Source organism: Kitasatospora indigofera, from assembly GCF_014655955.1.
In the GTDB taxonomy this organism is placed as follows: Bacteria; Actinomycetota; Actinomycetes; order Streptomycetales; family Streptomycetaceae; genus Kitasatospora; species Kitasatospora indigofera.
Window position 1 is genome coordinate 20,184 of the sequence record NZ_BNBO01000078.1, and the last position, 15,986, is coordinate 36,169.

The following is a 15,986-nucleotide window of genomic DNA, read 5'->3' on the forward strand; positions in this document are numbered from 1 at the left end:
GCGTTGCGGGGACGGGGCGGGGGAGGGGCAGCGGCGGTTCAGGGAGCGGTTCAGGGAGCGGTACGGGGGCCGGGACGCGGCGGGGGAGGGGGTGCGGCCGGCGGCCGGGAACCGGTGGTCGCGGGGACGGGATCTCACCCGATCGGGGTGCAACTCTCTGGTTGCGAATGGAGGGGGGACGTGCAACCATGAGGGTGCATTCAATGGCCGTAGCGAAGGAGTCCCCTTATGAGCGCGGAACTGATCGAACGCGAAACCCTCATCGAGGCCCCGCTGGAGCGGGTCTGGTCGCTGGTGGCCCAGCCCGGCTTCTGGGTGGCCGACGAGGCGAGCCTGGCCGGCACCGTGGCCAAGGAGGGCGAGTCGATGGTGGCGAAGAACGCCGAGTACGGCTCGTTCCCGGTGCGGGTGGAGAAGGTCCAGCCGCCGACCTACGTGGCCTACCGCTGGGCCAGCGCCTTCCCCGGCGAGGAGCTGCGCGAGGACAACAGCACCCTGGTGGAGTTCACGCTGATCCCCGAGGGCGGCAGCACCCGTCTGCGCGTCGTCGAGAGCGGCTTCGGGCAGCTGGCCGCCTCCGAGGAGGTCCGCGAGAAGGCGCTGAACGACAACGCCGGCGGCTGGCCGCAGGTGCTGGGCGCGTTCAAGAAGCGCGTCGAGGAAACGTCCGTGTGACGGAAGAACGTCCCGGCTCCGTCGCGGCGGTCGACAGCGTCCTCGCGGCGCTGGCCGATCCGACACGACGTCAGCTGCTCGACCTGCTCGCCGCCCAGGGCCAGGTCACCGCGACGACGCTCGCCGAACGGCTGCCCGTCTCGCGCCAGGCGGTGGTCAAGCACCTCGCCGTCCTGGACGCGGCCGGACTGGTCGCCGGCAACCGGGTCGGACGCGAGGTGCGGTACGCGGTGCGGCCCGCGGCGCTGGACACCACGGCGCGGTGGATGTCCGCACTCGCCGCCGACTGGGACCACCGGCTGGCGGACGTCAAACGCGTCGCCGAGGCGGCCGAGCGCGACTCCCGGTAGAGCCCGGGCCCGAAGGTTCCCGCCGTTCGCGCGGCGGGAACCGGCCCCGGTCGGGACACCCCGGGCCCGCCGCCCGGGCGGCCCGGCCGGCTCCACCCGCACGTCGTACTGGCCGGCTCCCCCGCAGGGCAGCCGCACCGCGCAGAACCACGGCCGGCGACCCGGCCACCGGTCCGCCGGCCGCCCGGCCGCCGGAGGCAGCACCACCCGCACGCACAGTGATCTGACGCACAGTCACCGAACGGGCAGGCGTTCCGGCCCGGGTGCGCCCCCGCCCCGACCGGCCCACCCCCGTTCGCCCGCCCCGTCCCGCCCCCCCGTACCGCCCGTCACCCGCCACGGGCCGCCGCGGCCGCAGTCCCCGCCGCCGGTGCGGCCCGGACCGTGCCCGCGGGCACCCGCAGGAACGACGCCGCAGGGCGGCCCGTCCGGTGCCGCCGGCTGCCGGCGGCACCGGAGCCTTGAAGAAGGGAACCGTCCCATGACCACCGACACCGCCCCGACCCCACGCATCACCAGCAGGGAACGGTTAATCCTCTTCCTCCTGCTCGGCGCCGGGTTCATGCTGTCCGTCGACTTCTCCATCCTCAACGTCGCGCTGCCCAAGGTCGGCGAGGGTGTCGGACTGGGACTGACCGGACTGCCCTGGATCGCCTCCGCGTTCGCGCTGCCCGCGGCCGGCTTCACCCTGCTGTTCGGCCGCCTGGGAGACCTGTTCGGGCGCCGCAGGATGTTCCTGTCCGGGGCGGCCCTGCTGACCGGGGCCTCCTTCCTCGGCGGGTTCGCCTCCAACCCCCAGATGCTGCTGACCGCCCGCGTCCTGCAGGGCTTCGCCACCGCGATGGCCACCCCCGCCTCGCTCGCCCTGCTCACCAGCACCTTCGCCGAGGGCGCGGTCCGCGACCGCATCCTCGGCCTCAACGGCGCGCTGCTCTCCGCCGGCTTCACCGTCGGCGCGCTGGTCGGCGGCTCCCTGGTCAGCCTGTTCAGCTGGCGGGCCGCGTTCTTCATCAACATCCCGGTGGCCCTGGTCATCCTGGTGGTCACCCCCTACGTGATCAGCGAGAGCACCCTGCCCGAGCGGGTCAAGCTCGACGTGCCGGGCGCCGTGACCGCCAGCGGCGGCCTGCTGGCCGTGGTCTACTCCGTCATCGAGAGCAGCATCCCCGTCGCGGTCGTCGGCGTCCTGCTGCTGGGCGCGTTCTGGGCCATCGAGCTGCGCTCGCCCGCACCTCTCGCCCCCGTGCGCATCCTCAAGCGCCCCACCGTCAAGTGGGGCAACTACGCCGGTCTCGTGGTCTTCAGCATGGAGACCGCCATGATCTTCCTGATGACGCTCTACCTGCAGAACGTGCTGGGCTTCTCCCCGCTCGTCACCGGCCTCATCTTCGGCGTCCCGGGCCTGGCGGCCGTGGGCGCCGGCGTGGTCGCCGGCCGCTCCATCGGGCGCTACGGCAGCCGCAAGGTGCTGGCCGTCGGCATGATCGTGCAGGGCCTGGCCACCCTCCCGCTGGTCTTCGTCGGTGACGCCCGGATCGCGCTCGCCGTGCTGATCCCCGCCCTGTTCATCGGCTTCTTCGGGCACGTCACCTCCATCGTGGCGTACACCGTCACCGGCACCTCCGGCCTGCCCAACGAGGAGCAGGGCCTGGCCACCGGCCTGACCTCGATGACCCAGCAGGTGGCGATCACCGTCGGCATCCCGATCCTCAGCTCGATCGCCGCCACGCAGAGCGCCGAACTGACCGGCATCCACCTCGCCCTGAGCGTCAACGTCGCGGTGACCCTGGTCAGCGTGGCCTTCATCTGGTTCGGCCTGCGCCCGCGCCCCGAGGCCCAGGTGGCACCGGTGGCGGTGGCCGACGGGACCGGCGGGGAACTCGCCGCCTCCCTGGACTGACCCCGCCCCGGCCCGGGCCCAGCACCGCACCCGGACCCCGAACATCCCTCGCACCCCGCGCGTCCCGACCGGCACCGGTCCGGGCGCGCGGGGTGCCGCCGTTCTCCACCGGGCCCGGGCGCGCGGCCGGACGCCCCGGTGACGCGGCCCGGCAGGACCGCCCGTGCGGGCCGGCCGGGACCGCGGGAGGGGGGAGCCCGGGTCCCGGCCGTGGGAGGCTCCGGCCGCACGGGGGGAGAGCGGCCGGGCTGCTCGGCAGCCCGTCCGGTGAGGATGGTGGGGCCGCCGTGCCGGGAATGCTAGACCCGCACGGGCCTGACGAAAAGGCCTGTGACCAGGCGATATTCCGGCGCGGACATGCCAGCCGGCGGCGCCCGGCCGGCCCCCTCACGCCCACGGCCCGGGCGGGCCGCGACCGCGCACCGCGCTGCCGGGCCCGCCGCCCCGCCCCGCCCGCCCCACGACGCGCCCGGCCCGCCTGCACGCCGTCCCCGCCCCGCCCCTGACGGGCGCACCCCCTGTTCGCGGCCCTGCCGTCAATTCAAGGAACGGAAATACCCGCCGCCGTCCAGCCGGCGCCCCGCCGCATTCCCGCCGGCCTCCGCCGGCCGACGGACGGTCAGTACCCGTCCTTCCTGGGCGAGAACGGCCGTCTCCCACAGAACCGCAGGTCAGGGTGGACTGTCAGTGCCACCTCGTAGAGTGGGAACAACGCTGGAGGGGACGCCGGAAAGGCGCCGGAAACGGCGTCATGAACCGCGTCATGAAAAGCGTCGGAAGCGGCGTCGGAAATTGGGGGAGCCATGTCTGCTCACAGGATCGACCACAAGGTGAACCACGTCTCGCTCGTGGTCGACAGGTCCGGGTCGATGCGCCGGCACGAGGCGCAGCTCGTCCGTGTGGTGGACGAGTTCGTGAAGGGCCTTCAGGAGGAGTCCGACCGGCTCGGTCACGAGACCCGCATCAGCCTCTACGCCTTCGACCACGAGGTGCGCAACCTCGTCTGGGACATGGACGTCAAGCACCTGCCGTCCCTCAAGGGCCTCTACAAGGTCGACAACGGCGCGACGGCGCTGATCGAGGCGGCCGTGAAGTCCGTCGACGACCTGAAGAACATCTGGGAGGGGTACGGGGAGCACTCCTTCCTCCAGGTCGTCGTCACCGACGGCGAGGAGAACGCCTCCGGCTGCTCGGAGAGCGGCCAGATGCACATCCGGATGAGCGGCGGCAAGGGCACCGCCGTCCTGCGCACCTGGATGGACCGCATCCGCGGCGCCATGGACGACCTCCCCGACCACTGGACCTCGGCGATCCTGGTCCCGAACTCCCTCGCCAAGCGCACCGCCCAGGAGTACGGCTTCCCCGCGGGCAACATCGCGATCTGGGACGCGGACTCCGGCAAGGGCGTCGAGGAGGCCATCGGCACCGTCAAGACGGCCGCCACGAGCTTCCTGCGGGGCCGCGAGAAGGGCGTGCGCGGCACCAGGAACCTGTTCGCCATGGGCCAGGACCTGAACACCGCCGAGGTGAAGGCCAACCTCGACGCCCTGGACACCGGCACCTACATCCTGGTCCCCGTCGACCAGCAGACGCCGATCCGCGACTTCGTCACCGGCGCCGGGCACGCCTACAAGACCGGCTGCGCCTTCTACGAGCTGTCCAAGCGCGAGAAGATCCAGGGCAGCAAGCAGCTCGCCGTCGCGGAGAAGGACCCGGCCACCGGCCGGATGACAGGCAGGGTGTTCTCCGGCCCGGCGGCCCGCAGCCTGCTCGGCCTGCCGGCCTCGGAGGCCTCGGTGAAGCCGGGTGACAACCCGTCGTACACCGTGTTCGTCCAATCGACGTCCGTCAACCGCAAGCTGGTGCCGGGCACCAAGCTGCTGGTCCTCCTCTAGCCGGCGGCCGCGGGCCGGCCACGGTCACGGCCTCGGCGGTCCCCCGGTCCTGCGCGGGGAGCCGGGCGGGCGGGGGCGGCCGGGGCGCCGCCCGCGCCGCTCGCCCGCCCGGCCTGCCGCCGCTGACCCGTGTCAGCGAACTTCGGGCGTGTGCCGTTGAGCCCGGCCGGCGCGGGTCACATACTTCATGCATGAGCGACGGGTTCAGGCAGCGGATCGGATCCACCCGGACATGACTCGGATCATCGCTGACATCCCGGTCTCCCCCGACGGCTTGGTCACCGGTCCTGACCCCGGCCCGGGCCTGGGTGCCGGCGGCGAGGCGCCGCACACCTGGGCGTCCTCCGACGACCCCGACGACCGCCGGGTCCTGCACGAGGCGACCGTCCGCTCGGGCGCCGTCAGCGCCGCGCGCGAGCGCGCCGCAGCCGCTTCGGCGCGCGACGGCGAGGACCTCGACGTCGTCCTGACGGGAGGCGGCGCCCTGATCCGCCCGACGCTCGACGCCGGGCCGGTCGGCACGCTGTCGCTGCACCCGGCACCCGTCCGGCCCGGCGCCGTCCCGACGGCCACCGCGACGCACCTGACCCACGACGTCCTCTGACGACGTCGACAGGGCACCCGCGACCCCGACGGCGCGCGGTCGGCAGCCGGTGACGAAGGCGTCCCGCGCCACCGAGAAGAGGAACCAGCGATGAACCTGCACGTCAACGCGAACGAGGTGGCGGCCGTGCTGCTCGCCGACGGCTGGCACGAGGCCAGGGCCGGCACGTTCGTCACCGGGCCGTTCGCCTTCGCCGGCGCGACGGACGGCAGCTCCGCCGACATCGGGCGGCAGCCGGGCTTCAGGATCACCACGGACGAGGGCGCGGTCATCACGGGGCCGCTGTCCTCCGTCCTCGCCGTCCGGCTCGAAGCCGCGCAGGACCAGGAGCGCACGCCCCTGCAGGAGCTCGCCTACCGCCTGGACGGGCGGATCGTCACGGTGGCCGGCACCGAGGCCGTCCGGTTCGCCCACGCCGGGGAGGACTTCGAGGTGTGGCTGGGGGCGACGAAGTACGGCGCACGCTGGCTCTTCGCCGCCGCCGGGGACCGGGAGGGCGCCATCGACTACGGGTACGCCGAGAAGGACCCCGTCGACCAGGTGGCCCGCGCGGTGATGGGCGACCTCAAGGCCGGCATGCGCCCCGGCCGGCCCCGCTCCACCACGGACCACCCGTCCGCCGACTGACCCGCCGGGCACGGCCCGTCCCGGTCGCCCCGTCCGGGCCTGGGCCGCACGACCGGACCGGGCGCCGGTTCCCCTTCGTCGGGCGGGAGACCGTCCCCCCCGCCGGCCCGGGGCGCCTTGACACCGCAAGTCATTAGCCGCCATATTAGTTTCATGACGAGGGACGGGGCCGACGCCGAGACGCCCACACTGGACCAGGCCGCACGGCAGTTGCGGCACTACGGCCTGGAGGCCGATCCGCAGGCGGTGCTGGTCGCGGTGCGGCTGATCTCGGCGGGCGCGCGGGTCGGCCGGGCGGCCGAGGCCCACTTCGCCAGGTTCGGGCTGTCGACCGGGCGCTACCGCCTGCTCGCCGACCTGGAGGACCACGGCGGCGAGAAGTCCCCCTCGCAGCTGGCGGCCGACCTCGACGTCTCCAGGGCCACGGTCACCGGCCTCCTGGACGGCCTTGAGCGTGACGGCCTGGTCGCCAGGCGCCCGTCCGCCGAGGACGGGCGGGGCACGGTGGCCGTCTTGACCGCGCGCGGCGCGCAGCGCCTGCGCGACCTCGCGCCCGAGCACTTCGGGCGGCTGGAGACGATGGTGGGCGGGCTCAGTGTCGAGGAGCGCACGGTGTTCCTGGACCTGCTCGCCCGCGTCGTGCGCGGCAGCGCGGCCCTGACGGCCGACTGACCCGGCCGCGGGCCGGCCCGGGCTCTCATCCCGTGGGTGGGAGCCCTTTTTCGCACCCTGGTAATTAGCCTCCTAATTATATGCCGCGGGGCAGGCCCGCCGGCCCCGCCAACCCCTGCACCCCTTCGGAACACCGACCGGAACACCGACCAGAACAAGAGGCCAGCATGCCCGCAACGAAGGACCGCACCCGCCCGAACCGGGCCGCCGCCCGGCCGTTCACACTGTGGCGCGAGGTGCTGACCGCCTACGCCGCCCCCGCGCTGACCGCCGGCGCCGCGGGAGTCGTCACCGGCCAGGCCGACCTGACCCTGGCGGCCGCCACCTCCATCGCCGGCACCTCGGCCGTGGTGGCCTTCCTGGTCGGCACCTGGCTGCACCGCGGTGGCCGGCCACGACGCTGGACCACCACCCTGCCGCGCGTCGTCCTGACCGCGCTGCTCGTCGTCGCCGCCACCGGCGCGGCGGCCGGGCTCGGATGGCTCGCCGCCCAGTGGCTGCCGGCCCACACCCCCGTGCCCGCCGCGCCCTGGCTGCAGCGCCTGCGCATCGACCTGCCGGTCTCCGCCGCCCTCGCCACCACGATCATCACCCTGCGCTGGCGCAGCACCACCACCAAGGCACCCCGCACCTAGGGCCTGTCCGGAGGGCCCGCCGGACCCGACACCCGACACCCGACCCCCGAACGCCCGACCCCCGAACGCCCGACCCCCGAACGCCCGACCCCCGAACGCCCGACCCCCGAACGCCCGACACCCGACGCCTGAACACCCGAAGCCCGACCCGGCCCGTCCGGCAGCGCCGCCACCGGCGGCGCCCGCCACCGGGACAGACACCAACCGACGAGGACACCCGATGATCGTTGTCATGGGAGCGACCGGAGCCACCGGAACCGCCCTGCTCCACAGCCTCCGCACACTCGACGCACCCGTGCGCGCCCTCACCCGCACCCCGCACCGGCCGCTCCCCGCCGCCGCCGGCGTGCGCCTGCGGCCCGTCCAGGTCCAGCACGCCGACGCCACCGACCCCGACTCCCTGCGCAGCGCCTTCCAGGGCGCCACCCAGCTCTTCCTCGCCATGGCCAACGGCCCCGCACAGGTCGAACTCGAAACCCGCGTCATCGACATCGCCGCCCGGGCCGGGATCGGACACATCGTCAAGATCTCCGCGCCCGCCGCCGAACCCGACTCGCCCGTCGCCGTCTCCCGCGGGCACCACACCGTCGAGGAGCACCTGCGCGCCTCGGGACTCACCCACACCGTCCTGCGCCCCTACGCGTTCATGCAGAACCTCCTGCGCCTCGCGCCCACCGTCGCCCAGGGCCTCGTCCTCGGCGCGATGGGGGACGCGCCCTGCAACTACGTCGACTGCCGCGACATCGGCGACGTCGCCGCCGCCGCGCTCACCAGGGCCGACGTCGCCGGCGGCAGCTACACCCTGACCGGGCCGCAGGCCGTCGCCCACCCCGACCTCGCCGCCCGGCTGACCACCCTGACCGGCCGCCCGGTCCGCTACGTCGACCTCGCCCCGGCCGAGCTGCGCGACACCCTCGTCCGCCGGGGCGGGATGCCCGACTGGCTCGCCGCCCACGTGGCGGAGATCCAGCAACTCGCCGTCGCCCGGCCCGAGACCCCCACCGGCACCGTCGCCGGCATCCTCGGCCGCCCGCCCCGCACCCTCGACGCCTTCCTGGACGAGCACCGCGACCACTTCCGCGCGTAGGCGGGCCCCGGCACCCCGGCGGCCCACCGGGCCGCCCCTGCCGCGCAGTACCGCCGGGCAGGGGCGGCAGGGGCGGCAGGGGCGGCAGGGGCCGGACGCCGTGATGGATTCCGGCGCCCGGCGGCCGTCACTCGAAGCGGGTGGGGTCGCCCGCCCCGCGCCGGACGATCTGCGGCGCGCCCTCGGAGAAGTCGACGACCGTCGTCGGCTCCGTCCCGCAGTCGCCGGAATCCACCACGGCGTCCAGCACGTGGTCGAGCCGCTCCTTGATCTCCCACCCCTGGGTCATCGGCTCGTCCTCGCCCGGCAGGAGCAGGGTGCTGGAGACCAGCGGCTCGCCGAGTTCGGCGAGCAGCGCCCGGGTGACGGCGTGCTCGGGGATCCTGACCCCCACCGTCTTCTTCTTCGGGTGCATCAGCCGGCGCGGGACCTCCTTGGTCGCGGGCAGGATGAAGGTGTAGCTGCCCGGCGTCGCGGCCTTGACGGCGCGGAAGACGTCGTTGTCGATCTGGACGAACTGCCCCAGCTGGGCGAAGTTCTCGCACATCAGGGTGAAGTGGTGGCGGTCGTCCAGCCGCCGGATCGACCGGATCCGTTCCAGGCCCTCGTGGTTGCCCATGCGGCAGCCCAGGGCGAAACAGGAGTCGGTCGGATACGCGATGAGGGCCCCGGAACGGAGGCTGTCGACCACGGTGCCGATGGTGCGGGCCTGAGGGGTCTGCGGGTGCACGTCGAAGTACTTCGCCATCGGCCGACCCTACGGCATCCACCCGGCCCACGGGAGCGGCCGCGCCCGGTGCGCCCGCGGTCCGTCCCCACCCGGTGCGCCCGCGGTCCGTGCCCACCGCTGCGCCCGTGCCCACCCGTGCCCACCCGTGCGCACCGGCGCCCCGGACCGGTCCGGGGCGCCGGGCGGGCGCTCAGAACCAGTGCAGGCAGTGCGGGGGGCGCTCGGCGCCGAAGAGGGCGTCGGCGAGGGCGGCCGCGCCCGGGCGGTGGGCCCGGACGTGTCCGGCCCGCACGAGCGTGCTCGGCGCGGTGCCGCCGAGGTAGACCGAGCCCAGGTCGCGCACGTCCAGCGACAGGTCGGGCTCCCGGTCCGTCGGGACGCAGTCGGCCTTGCCGTCCCGCACGCTCAGCAGGTGGCGGCCGTGCTCGCCGAGGAACGGGTCCGTGACGTCGAGGACGAGCTCACCGTCGGTGGACCAGCCGCGCGCGGTCAGCGCCCGCGGGACGTCCAGCAGCCGCACCCAGAGCCAGTCGGTGTCGTTGCTCACCTTGCCGGCGCGGAAGTCCGCGAGCTGCCAGCGCAGCGGATGCCCGGGCGGGACGTGCTTGAACACGACCTGGGAGACCAGGTCGTGGCCCAGGACGTAGCGGGCCAGGGCGGTGAAGACGGCGTCGTCGGTGGCGATGGTCTCGTCGACCGTCAAGGTCCTGGCCTCGTCGACCGAGTAGCTGGCGTACCCGTCCGGGACGCCGTCGGCGTCGCGGTGCACGGCGACCAGACGCGGCGTCGGCGTGACCGGTGGCTGTCCCGCGCCCACGGCCCACCAGCGGCGCGGCCGGGCCAGCGCGCCGGGCTGGGCACGGCGGTACCGGTCGTAGACCTCCTCCAGGATCTCCCCGCACTCGCTGCGGCGCAGCAGCTCGACCGAACCGCCGTCCGGGACGCCCCGCGGGCCGCCGTCCGGGCCGCCGACCGAACCGCCGTCCGGGACGCCCCGCGGGCCGCCGTCCGGGCCGCCGTCCGGGCCGCCGACCGAACCGCCGTCCGGGACGCCCCGCGGGCCGCCGTCCGGGCCGCCGACCGCACCGGCGTCCGGGCCGCCCGCCGCTGCGCCGGCCACCGCACGACCCGCCCGGGGAACGGCGAGCGCGGCCTCGTGGCGCGCCACCGTCAGCCGCGACGTGGAGGTCGCCGGCCCGTAGCCGAACCTGCCGTAGATCGTGGCCTCCGAGGCCAGCAGCACGGAGAGGAACTCCCCGCGGGCCCGCAGCTCGGCGAGCTGGTGGCGCATCATCGAGCTGAGCACGCCCCGGCGCCGGTGCGAGGGCAGCACCCCGACGGCGCTCACCCCGGCGACCGGGACGAGGACCTCCCCGGGCAGGGTCAGCTCGAAGGAGTACGCGGCGGCGGTGCCCACGGGCCGCCCGTCCGCCGTCACGGCCAGCAGGGCGCGGTCCATCTCCAGCGCCGACCACCACAGCCCGCCGCCCCCGACCGGCGTCTCCGGGAAGCGCGCGAACGCGGCGTAGGCCGTGTCCACGAAGACCTCAAGGTCCTCATCGGTCGTGGAACGAATCTCCATAGCGTGCGCCGCCTCCTCGAATCCAAGGCACCACGACCGTGGTGCCCGGCCACAGTGCAACGCCGGTCCGTGCGCGGGGCAACCGAATTACCGCCCGGCCCGCGGGCTCAGAGCAGCCCGAGGTGGTCCAGCGCGAGGTAGGCGGCCTCCACGTCGGTCATCATGCCCCGGCGCAGGACGGTGGAGCGGAAGGTGTCGAGGGGCATCAGGACGACGTCGACGAACTCGGTGCGCCCGGGGGCCGGCTCGGCGACCCTCACGCAGTCGGTGGCGGCGAAGACGTGGCGCCGGACGTTGGAGTAGGCGTCGTCCCAGCAGGTGGCGACGGCCCGCAGGGTGCCCCGGTGGCCGGTCTCCTCCAGGAGTTCGGCGGCGGCCGTGCCGGCCGGGTCGGCGGAGGGCTCCACGAAACCGCCGGGCAGCTCGTGCAGGAAGGCGGCCGGGCCCGGGCGGAACTGGCGGGCGAGGATCACCTGCCGGCCGGGGGTGAGGGCGAGGACCGCGGCGGTGGGCCGCTCGTTCTTGAGGTAGAAGTCGCTCCTGCCGGCGTCCGGGAGCTCGAAGGTCACCCGGTCGATGCCCCGGCCGTACTCGCTGAAGACGTTGCGGCGCCCGATCTCGCGCCACGGTGCGCTGTCAGTCATGGCGCTGTACCGTACGGCATCCGACGGCGCATCACACGGGGTTCGGGAGTTGCCGTCGGGCGCGGGAGGATGGGGCACCCGGGAACCGGACGGCCTCGGAACCGGACCGCCTCGGACCGGGACCTGGATCCCCCGGGCAGGACCCCCGGGCAGGACCCCCGGGCAGGACCGCCGGACCCCGGGCCGGTGGTTCCGGGACGCGCTCCGGGGTGTCCGGTCAGTGATCTGCCGAAGGGCCCAGGGGGTGGGGAAGATGTCCGGAAGCCAGGCAGCCGGCGTGCTGGCCGGCCCGTTGTTCGTGCTGTTCGCTCTCGGCACCAGCCTGCCGAACATCGAGGCCCGCTTCGACTTCTCCGGCGCCCACCCGGTGCGGGCGACCGTCGTGAGCGCCGACTACCGGCATTCGGCCCGCGGTACCCGGGCCCTCGGCATCGTCCTCGCCGCGCCGGAGACCCTCGTCCTCGACGACCTCCCGTCCGCCCCCGACGACCTCGACGTCGGCAGCACCGTCACCGCCCTCACCGGCTCCGGCCGCCCGGGCCACGCCGTCCTGCCCTCCCAGCTCCGCTGGTCCGTCCTCGCCTTCCCCGCCTTCATGGCCCTGTGCGGTGTCCTGATGACCTTCGCCGGCGTCGATGCGGTCCGGCGGCTGCCCAGGTCGCCGAGCGGGGCCGACCCCGAACGCTGGGACTGACCGGCCCCGCCGCAGCGCCCCGGGCGGTGGCCGCCCGGCGATCAGGACACCGCGGCCAGGAACCGCCGGGCCGTCGCGACGTTCGACGGCAGATCGGCCACGCTGTCCAGCACCAGCCGGTCACCGGCCCACGGGGCGAACTCCTCCCGCCGCCGCTGCACCGCCTCCCAGTCCGGCTCCTCGAAGCCCTCGATCCCCCGGGAGCGGCCCTCAAGCCGCCGGCGGTGCGCCGCCCGGTCCGAACACACCACCTCGATGAACACCACCGGCACGCCATGACGGGCCGCCAGCAGCCGCCACTGCTCCCGCGCCTCCTGGACCGCGTTGACCGCGTCGACGATCACGCTCTGGCCCAGGGCCAGCACACCGTCGGCCACGGCCTCGGCCACCAGGTACGCGGCGAGGCCCGTGGGCTGCCCGCGCGCCACCCCCGCGCGCCACATGGCCGCCTCGATCGGATCCACCGAGACGACCGGCGCGGTCAACTCCCGCCCCAACGCCCCGGCGACCGAACTCTTCCCCGCGCCGGGCAGCCCCGCCATCGCGATCAGCATGAGCACACCCTCGCACGCCCAGGACGGCCGGGCGCGTCGGCGTCCGCCCAGGGCGGCTCCGTCGCGGCGGCCCGGTGCGCCGCCGGCCTTCCCGATGTCGTACCGGTGTTGGAGGATCTACGACATGACGCAGCAACAGACGAACGGGGCGTCGCCGGCCGACGCGGCGGGCACGTACCTGGAGGCGCTCGGCGAGCGGTTGGCCGCCGACGGCTGCCAGGTGACCACCACCACCTGGCGGGACCGGCACGTGGTGGTCGGCAGCAGGTCGGACCGCAAGGCCCGGTGGTTCGGCACCAAGTCCGAGCTGTTCGTCCTCGCCGCCGCCGTCCCCGAGATAGACACCGCCTCGCTGGCCGAGTTCACCGGATGGGCGATGGAGCGCTCCAAGAGCGTCCGCGGCGGCCTGCCCGGTGCCCGCAACGCGGCGATGGTCCTGCCGGCCCTGGTCAGCGGCAGCGTCCAGCCGTCCGCGGCGCAGTGGGCCGCGGCGGACGCCCGGCTGCTGGGGACCTCCCTGGTCGGCCGGCCGATCACGGTGGAGGCGTTGGTGCCCGGGAGCGCCCGGGTCACCATGTACCGGGGCGGGGTCGCGTGGGGCGGGATGTTCACGGGGCACGTCCTGCAGAAGGCGGCGCTGTACTTCCCGTGAGCCCCGCGCCCCGCGCCCCGCGCCCCGGTGACCGCCGGACGTGCCGTCCGGGCCGGACACCGGGGCTGGCCGGGCGGCGGCGGGCCGGCTGGCCGGGTGTTCCGGCCCCGCGGCCGTCACAGGCTGAGCAGCAGGTCCCGGACGGCGTCGGGCCGGGACAGGAACGGGTGGTGGCCGGTGTCCAGCTCGACGACGGTGCCGGCCCGGCGGGCGAACTCGCGCTGCAGGCGCGCCGGCGTGCCCCGGTCCCGGGTGCAGACGAGGTAGGTCGAGGGCACCTGCTGCCAGGCGGCCGCCCCGGCCGGCTGCCCGGTCACCCGCAGGCTCTGCCGGGCGAGGTGCCCCGCCGCCTGCCGCTGGACCTCCGCGTCGCAGTCCTGCAGGAACGTGTCCACGAGCAGCTCGGGACGCACCCCGAAGGTGCCGGCCCCGGGATCGACGTCGAGGAAGGGCGCGGGGCCGCCGTCCCCGAACTCCGACAGGCTCTGCCCCGCCTCCGGCAGGTAGCTGGAGACCAGCAGCAGGTGGCGCACCGACCCGACACCCGCGGCGGCCTCCGCGGTGACGATGCCGCCGTAGCTGTGGGCCACCACCACGGTGGGCTCGTCGTCGGCCAGCAGCGCCTGCCGCACCGCGGCGACGTCCTCCGCCAGCCCCGGACCGCCGGCCCCCGCGGGCAGGCCCGCCTCCCCGCAGCTCGGCAGCGCCGGCGCCGTGCTCGCCACCCCGCGCTCCCGCAGCAGTCCGGCGGTGCGGTGCCACCACCACGACCCGTCCCGCACACACGCCCCGTGCACGAACACGACCCTCATCGCTGCCTCCACGCCCGCCTCGGTCGTCCTCCGGCCCACCGTAGACGCCGCCGCGTCACGGCGGGGGCCCCGCAGGCCTTCGCACCGCCGCACGGGCCCGCCAGGACGGGCCCGCCAGGACGGGATGGCAGACTTCGTGCCGGTGACCGCCCGTGGAGCGGCCCGGACGCGACCGCCGGGCCCCGGGCACGACCGGCGGCGGAAGGACGGGAAGGCATGGGGACGTGGGGGACGGGGCTGTACACGGACGACACCGCCTGCGACGTCCGTGACGCCTTTCGCGACGCCCTCCGGGCGGGGGCGGACGCCCAGGAGGCCGAGGCACGGGTGCTGGACGCCTTCGCCGAGGAACTCGCGGACCCCGACGAGCGGGCCGTGGTCCGGCTGGCCCTGGCGGACACCCAGTCCCGGCTCGGGCGGCTGACCCCGTCCGCCCGGCGCGAAGCCCTGGCCCTGCTGGACGCGGGCGGCGACCTGGAGCGCCACCGGGAGGCCGGCGCCGCCGAAGTGCGCCGGCGGGCCGCGGTCCTGCGCCGCCTGCGGACCCGCCTGGAGGGCCCGCAGCCCGAACCGCGCCCGCTGCCCGCCCGCCGCCCGACGCCCGCGCAGGCCGTCCCGGGCAGCGTCTACGCCTACCGGGCGCGCAGCGGGCAGCCGTACCTGCTGAGAGTGGTGGGCCTGGCGGACGTGGGCTGCTCGACCGGCCCGGTCGTCCGGTTCCTGGACCACCCCGGACCGGACCTGCCCGACCCGGCCGCCCTGGCGCAGATCCCCGAGCGGCGCCACCACCCGCGGTGGAAGCGCACCGAGGTGGTCATCAGGGACGACGCCCGCGCCGAACGGGACCAGGCCGGCCTCGTCCTGGTCGGCGAACACCCCGTCCCGCCCCTGACCCCGTCCCCCAACGGCCGGACGGCCTCCACCTGGGCGGAACTCCGCACCTACCTGGAGACCCGCGACGACCTGGCCCGCACCACCGGCTGACCGCACCCCGCCGCCCGCCACCGCGCCGCCCGCCACCGCGCCGCCCGGCCTCGTCGGGCGCCCGGCTCCACGGGGTGACCACGCCTCGGGGCGCCTAGAAGGACCGGAAGACGCCGGCGGGGTCGAGCCGCGCGGCATCGCGGACGTCCGCGAAGTCGAGGTTGGCGATCGACAGGTTCGCGTGGATGTCCTCGATGCCGGCCGCAACGGTGCGGACCCGTCCGCCGGACGCCTCGAACTCCTCGTCGCTCCCGCACTCGTCCCTGGTCAGGACGGCCACGGCCAACAGCGTGCGGTCGTGGTCGCGCATGGTGGTGGAATCGGCGAGGAAGACGACGTTCAGCTCCTCGTCCACGGAGACGGCGGCGACCACGGCGTCGGCGTCGGCCCCGTCCCAGGCCGGATCATCGACGACATGGACGTAGGGTTCGAGGTCGCCGTCGCCCCAGGGCTTCGAAAGCTCCGCGCGCACGGCCCGCCAGGCCGCGGCATCGCCGAAATCGGTCCTGATGACCAGCGCGGCGTCGCGGCGGCCGACAACAGCGGGCAGCACCTTCGGGCTCCGTTCTCCACCGGTGTACATACCGGCAACGATGCCGGCCGCCACTGACAACCGCTCAGGGCGCCGGCGGGACCGGCCCGCCCGGGCCCGCCGGGACGGGACGGGACGCAGGGCGTCGGGCGTCGGGGCCGGCCGCCGGTCAGGCAGGGGTGCCGGTGCGACGGGCCGGGCCGGGCGGGCCGGCCCACCCGCCCGGCCCGCCCCCGGCCCGCCCCCGCCCCCGCCCGCTGCCGGTCAGCCGGCCGTCGTCAGCCCGCCGGCAGGGGTGCCGACAGGTGCGGGAAGCGGAACTCGGTGCGGCTGGTGAAGCGTTCGCCCGGGCGCAGG

At 75.3% G+C, this 15,986-nt stretch carries 18 protein-coding genes; 12 read left to right on the plus strand and 6 right to left on the minus strand.

Annotated features, from left to right (window positions below):
- The first annotated feature begins 228 nt into the window (after positions 1–228).
- The 9 genes from IE329_RS36845 to IE329_RS36885 all read left to right on the plus strand — a co-directional run bounded on the left by IE329_RS36845 (position 229) and on the right by IE329_RS36885 (position 8,445).
- On the plus strand, positions 229–675 hold the full coding sequence (locus IE329_RS36845; protein ID WP_190215417.1) for an SRPBCC domain-containing protein: 447 nt from the start codon (positions 229–231) through the stop codon (positions 673–675).
- Positions 672–1,025, plus strand: a complete 354-nt coding sequence (locus IE329_RS36850; protein ID WP_073925854.1) for an ArsR/SmtB family transcription factor — start codon at positions 672–674, stop codon at positions 1,023–1,025. The genes IE329_RS36845 and IE329_RS36850 overlap by 4 nt, the downstream gene beginning before the upstream one ends.
- Before the next feature lie 481 nt (positions 1,026–1,506).
- A complete protein-coding gene (locus IE329_RS36855; protein ID WP_190215418.1) occupies positions 1,507–2,925 on the plus strand; it encodes an MFS transporter in 1,419 nt (472 codons plus the stop codon).
- An 803-nt stretch (positions 2,926–3,728) separates the two neighbouring features.
- Entirely contained in the window at positions 3,729–4,820 is a 1,092-nt protein-coding gene (locus tag IE329_RS36860) for a vWA domain-containing protein (RefSeq protein ID WP_190215419.1), read from the plus strand.
- 232 nt (positions 4,821–5,052) lie between these two features.
- Positions 5,053–5,424 carry a hypothetical protein gene (locus tag IE329_RS36865; RefSeq protein WP_190215420.1) on the plus strand — a complete coding sequence of 124 codons (372 nt, stop codon included), beginning with the start codon at positions 5,053–5,055 and terminating at the stop codon, positions 5,422–5,424.
- A 90-nt stretch (positions 5,425–5,514) separates the two neighbouring features.
- Positions 5,515–6,051: a hypothetical protein gene (locus tag IE329_RS36870; RefSeq protein ID WP_190215421.1), complete on the plus strand. Its 537-nt coding sequence runs from the start codon at positions 5,515–5,517 to the stop codon at positions 6,049–6,051.
- A gap of 153 nt (positions 6,052–6,204) precedes the next feature.
- Positions 6,205–6,723 carry a MarR family winged helix-turn-helix transcriptional regulator gene (locus IE329_RS36875; protein ID WP_190215422.1) on the plus strand — a complete coding sequence of 173 codons (519 nt, stop codon included), beginning with the start codon at positions 6,205–6,207 and terminating at the stop codon, positions 6,721–6,723.
- A 167-nt stretch (positions 6,724–6,890) separates the two neighbouring features.
- Complete coding sequence (locus tag IE329_RS36880; protein ID WP_190215423.1) at positions 6,891–7,358, plus strand: hypothetical protein; 468 nt, start codon at positions 6,891–6,893, stop codon at positions 7,356–7,358.
- 232 nt (positions 7,359–7,590) lie between these two features.
- Positions 7,591–8,445 (plus strand): NmrA family NAD(P)-binding protein, encoded by an 855-nt coding sequence (locus IE329_RS36885; protein ID WP_308438432.1) that lies wholly within the window; start codon positions 7,591–7,593, stop codon positions 8,443–8,445.
- 127 nt (positions 8,446–8,572) lie between these two features.
- On the opposite strand, the gene IE329_RS36890 is transcribed toward IE329_RS36885, so the two are convergent.
- The 3 genes from IE329_RS36890 to IE329_RS36900 all read right to left on the minus strand — a co-directional run bounded on the left by IE329_RS36890 (position 8,573) and on the right by IE329_RS36900 (position 11,401).
- A complete protein-coding gene (locus tag IE329_RS36890; RefSeq protein WP_190215425.1) occupies positions 8,573–9,193 on the minus strand; it encodes an L-threonylcarbamoyladenylate synthase in 621 nt (206 codons plus the stop codon).
- Between the two features lie 172 nt (positions 9,194–9,365).
- Positions 9,366–10,757, minus strand: coding sequence for a GNAT family N-acetyltransferase (locus IE329_RS36895; protein WP_190215426.1), 1,392 nt, complete (start codon positions 10,755–10,757; stop codon positions 9,366–9,368).
- A 107-nt stretch (positions 10,758–10,864) separates the two neighbouring features.
- Entirely contained in the window at positions 10,865–11,401 is a 537-nt protein-coding gene (locus IE329_RS36900) for an NUDIX hydrolase (RefSeq protein ID WP_190215427.1), read from the minus strand.
- Between the two features lie 253 nt (positions 11,402–11,654).
- On the opposite strand from IE329_RS36900, the gene IE329_RS36905 reads away from it, so the two are divergent.
- Complete coding sequence (locus IE329_RS36905) at positions 11,655–12,095, plus strand: hypothetical protein (RefSeq protein ID WP_190215428.1); 441 nt, start codon at positions 11,655–11,657, stop codon at positions 12,093–12,095.
- 41 nt (positions 12,096–12,136) lie between these two features.
- Here the strand turns inward: IE329_RS36905 and IE329_RS36910 are convergent, their stop codons facing one another.
- Entirely contained in the window at positions 12,137–12,649 is a 513-nt protein-coding gene (locus IE329_RS36910) for a P-loop nucleotide/nucleoside kinase family protein (RefSeq protein ID WP_190215429.1), read from the minus strand.
- A 124-nt stretch (positions 12,650–12,773) separates the two neighbouring features.
- On the opposite strand from IE329_RS36910, the gene IE329_RS36915 reads away from it, so the two are divergent.
- The gene (locus IE329_RS36915; RefSeq protein WP_190215430.1) at positions 12,774–13,301 is read left to right on the plus strand and encodes a hypothetical protein; all 528 of its coding nucleotides are present in this window, start codon (positions 12,774–12,776) and stop codon (positions 13,299–13,301) included.
- Between the two features lie 116 nt (positions 13,302–13,417).
- Here the strand turns inward: IE329_RS36915 and IE329_RS36920 are convergent, their stop codons facing one another.
- Positions 13,418–14,113 (minus strand): alpha/beta hydrolase, encoded by a 696-nt coding sequence (locus IE329_RS36920; protein WP_190215431.1) that lies wholly within the window; start codon positions 14,111–14,113, stop codon positions 13,418–13,420.
- 216 nt (positions 14,114–14,329) lie between these two features.
- On the opposite strand from IE329_RS36920, the gene IE329_RS36925 reads away from it, so the two are divergent.
- Positions 14,330–15,097 (plus strand): hypothetical protein, encoded by a 768-nt coding sequence (locus tag IE329_RS36925; RefSeq protein WP_190215432.1) that lies wholly within the window; start codon positions 14,330–14,332, stop codon positions 15,095–15,097.
- Between the two features lie 94 nt (positions 15,098–15,191).
- Here IE329_RS36925 and IE329_RS36930 read toward each other — a convergent pair whose 3' ends face one another.
- A complete protein-coding gene (locus IE329_RS36930; RefSeq protein ID WP_229928062.1) occupies positions 15,192–15,680 on the minus strand; it encodes a DUF6924 domain-containing protein in 489 nt (162 codons plus the stop codon).
- Between the last annotated feature and the right edge of the window lie 306 nt (positions 15,681–15,986).

What these genes read in the sequence shown, in the direction of transcription:
- IE329_RS36855 (WP_190215418.1), top strand. Translation starts at nt 1,507, where the DNA reads ATGACCACCGACACCGCCCCGACCCCACGCATCACCAGCAGGGAACGG.
- IE329_RS36925 (WP_190215432.1), top strand. Translation starts at nt 14,330, where the DNA reads ATGGGGACGTGGGGGACGGGGCTGTACACGGACGACACCGCCTGCGAC.
- IE329_RS36905 (WP_190215428.1), top strand. Translation starts at nt 11,655, where the DNA reads ATGTCCGGAAGCCAGGCAGCCGGCGTGCTGGCCGGCCCGTTGTTCGTG.
- IE329_RS36865 (WP_190215420.1), top strand. Translation starts at nt 5,053, where the DNA reads ATGACTCGGATCATCGCTGACATCCCGGTCTCCCCCGACGGCTTGGTC.
- IE329_RS36880 (WP_190215423.1), top strand. Translation starts at nt 6,891, where the DNA reads ATGCCCGCAACGAAGGACCGCACCCGCCCGAACCGGGCCGCCGCCCGG.
- IE329_RS36860 (WP_190215419.1), top strand. Translation starts at nt 3,729, where the DNA reads ATGTCTGCTCACAGGATCGACCACAAGGTGAACCACGTCTCGCTCGTG.
- IE329_RS36885 (WP_308438432.1), top strand. Translation starts at nt 7,591, where the DNA reads ATGGGAGCGACCGGAGCCACCGGAACCGCCCTGCTCCACAGCCTCCGC.
- IE329_RS36845 (WP_190215417.1), top strand. Translation starts at nt 229, where the DNA reads ATGAGCGCGGAACTGATCGAACGCGAAACCCTCATCGAGGCCCCGCTG.
- IE329_RS36895 (WP_190215426.1), bottom strand. Translation starts at nt 10,757, where the DNA reads ATGGAGATTCGTTCCACGACCGATGAGGACCTTGAGGTCTTCGTGGAC.
- IE329_RS36910 (WP_190215429.1), bottom strand. Translation starts at nt 12,649, where the DNA reads ATGCTGATCGCGATGGCGGGGCTGCCCGGCGCGGGGAAGAGTTCGGTC.
- IE329_RS36875 (WP_190215422.1), top strand. Translation starts at nt 6,205, where the DNA reads ATGACGAGGGACGGGGCCGACGCCGAGACGCCCACACTGGACCAGGCC.
- IE329_RS36930 (WP_229928062.1), bottom strand. Translation starts at nt 15,680, where the DNA reads ATGTACACCGGTGGAGAACGGAGCCCGAAGGTGCTGCCCGCTGTTGTC.
- IE329_RS36890 (WP_190215425.1), bottom strand. Translation starts at nt 9,193, where the DNA reads ATGGCGAAGTACTTCGACGTGCACCCGCAGACCCCTCAGGCCCGCACC.
- IE329_RS36900 (WP_190215427.1), bottom strand. Translation starts at nt 11,401, where the DNA reads ATGACTGACAGCGCACCGTGGCGCGAGATCGGGCGCCGCAACGTCTTC.
- IE329_RS36920 (WP_190215431.1), bottom strand. Translation starts at nt 14,113, where the DNA reads ATGAGGGTCGTGTTCGTGCACGGGGCGTGTGTGCGGGACGGGTCGTGG.
- IE329_RS36870 (WP_190215421.1), top strand. Translation starts at nt 5,515, where the DNA reads ATGAACCTGCACGTCAACGCGAACGAGGTGGCGGCCGTGCTGCTCGCC.
- IE329_RS36915 (WP_190215430.1), top strand. Translation starts at nt 12,774, where the DNA reads ATGACGCAGCAACAGACGAACGGGGCGTCGCCGGCCGACGCGGCGGGC.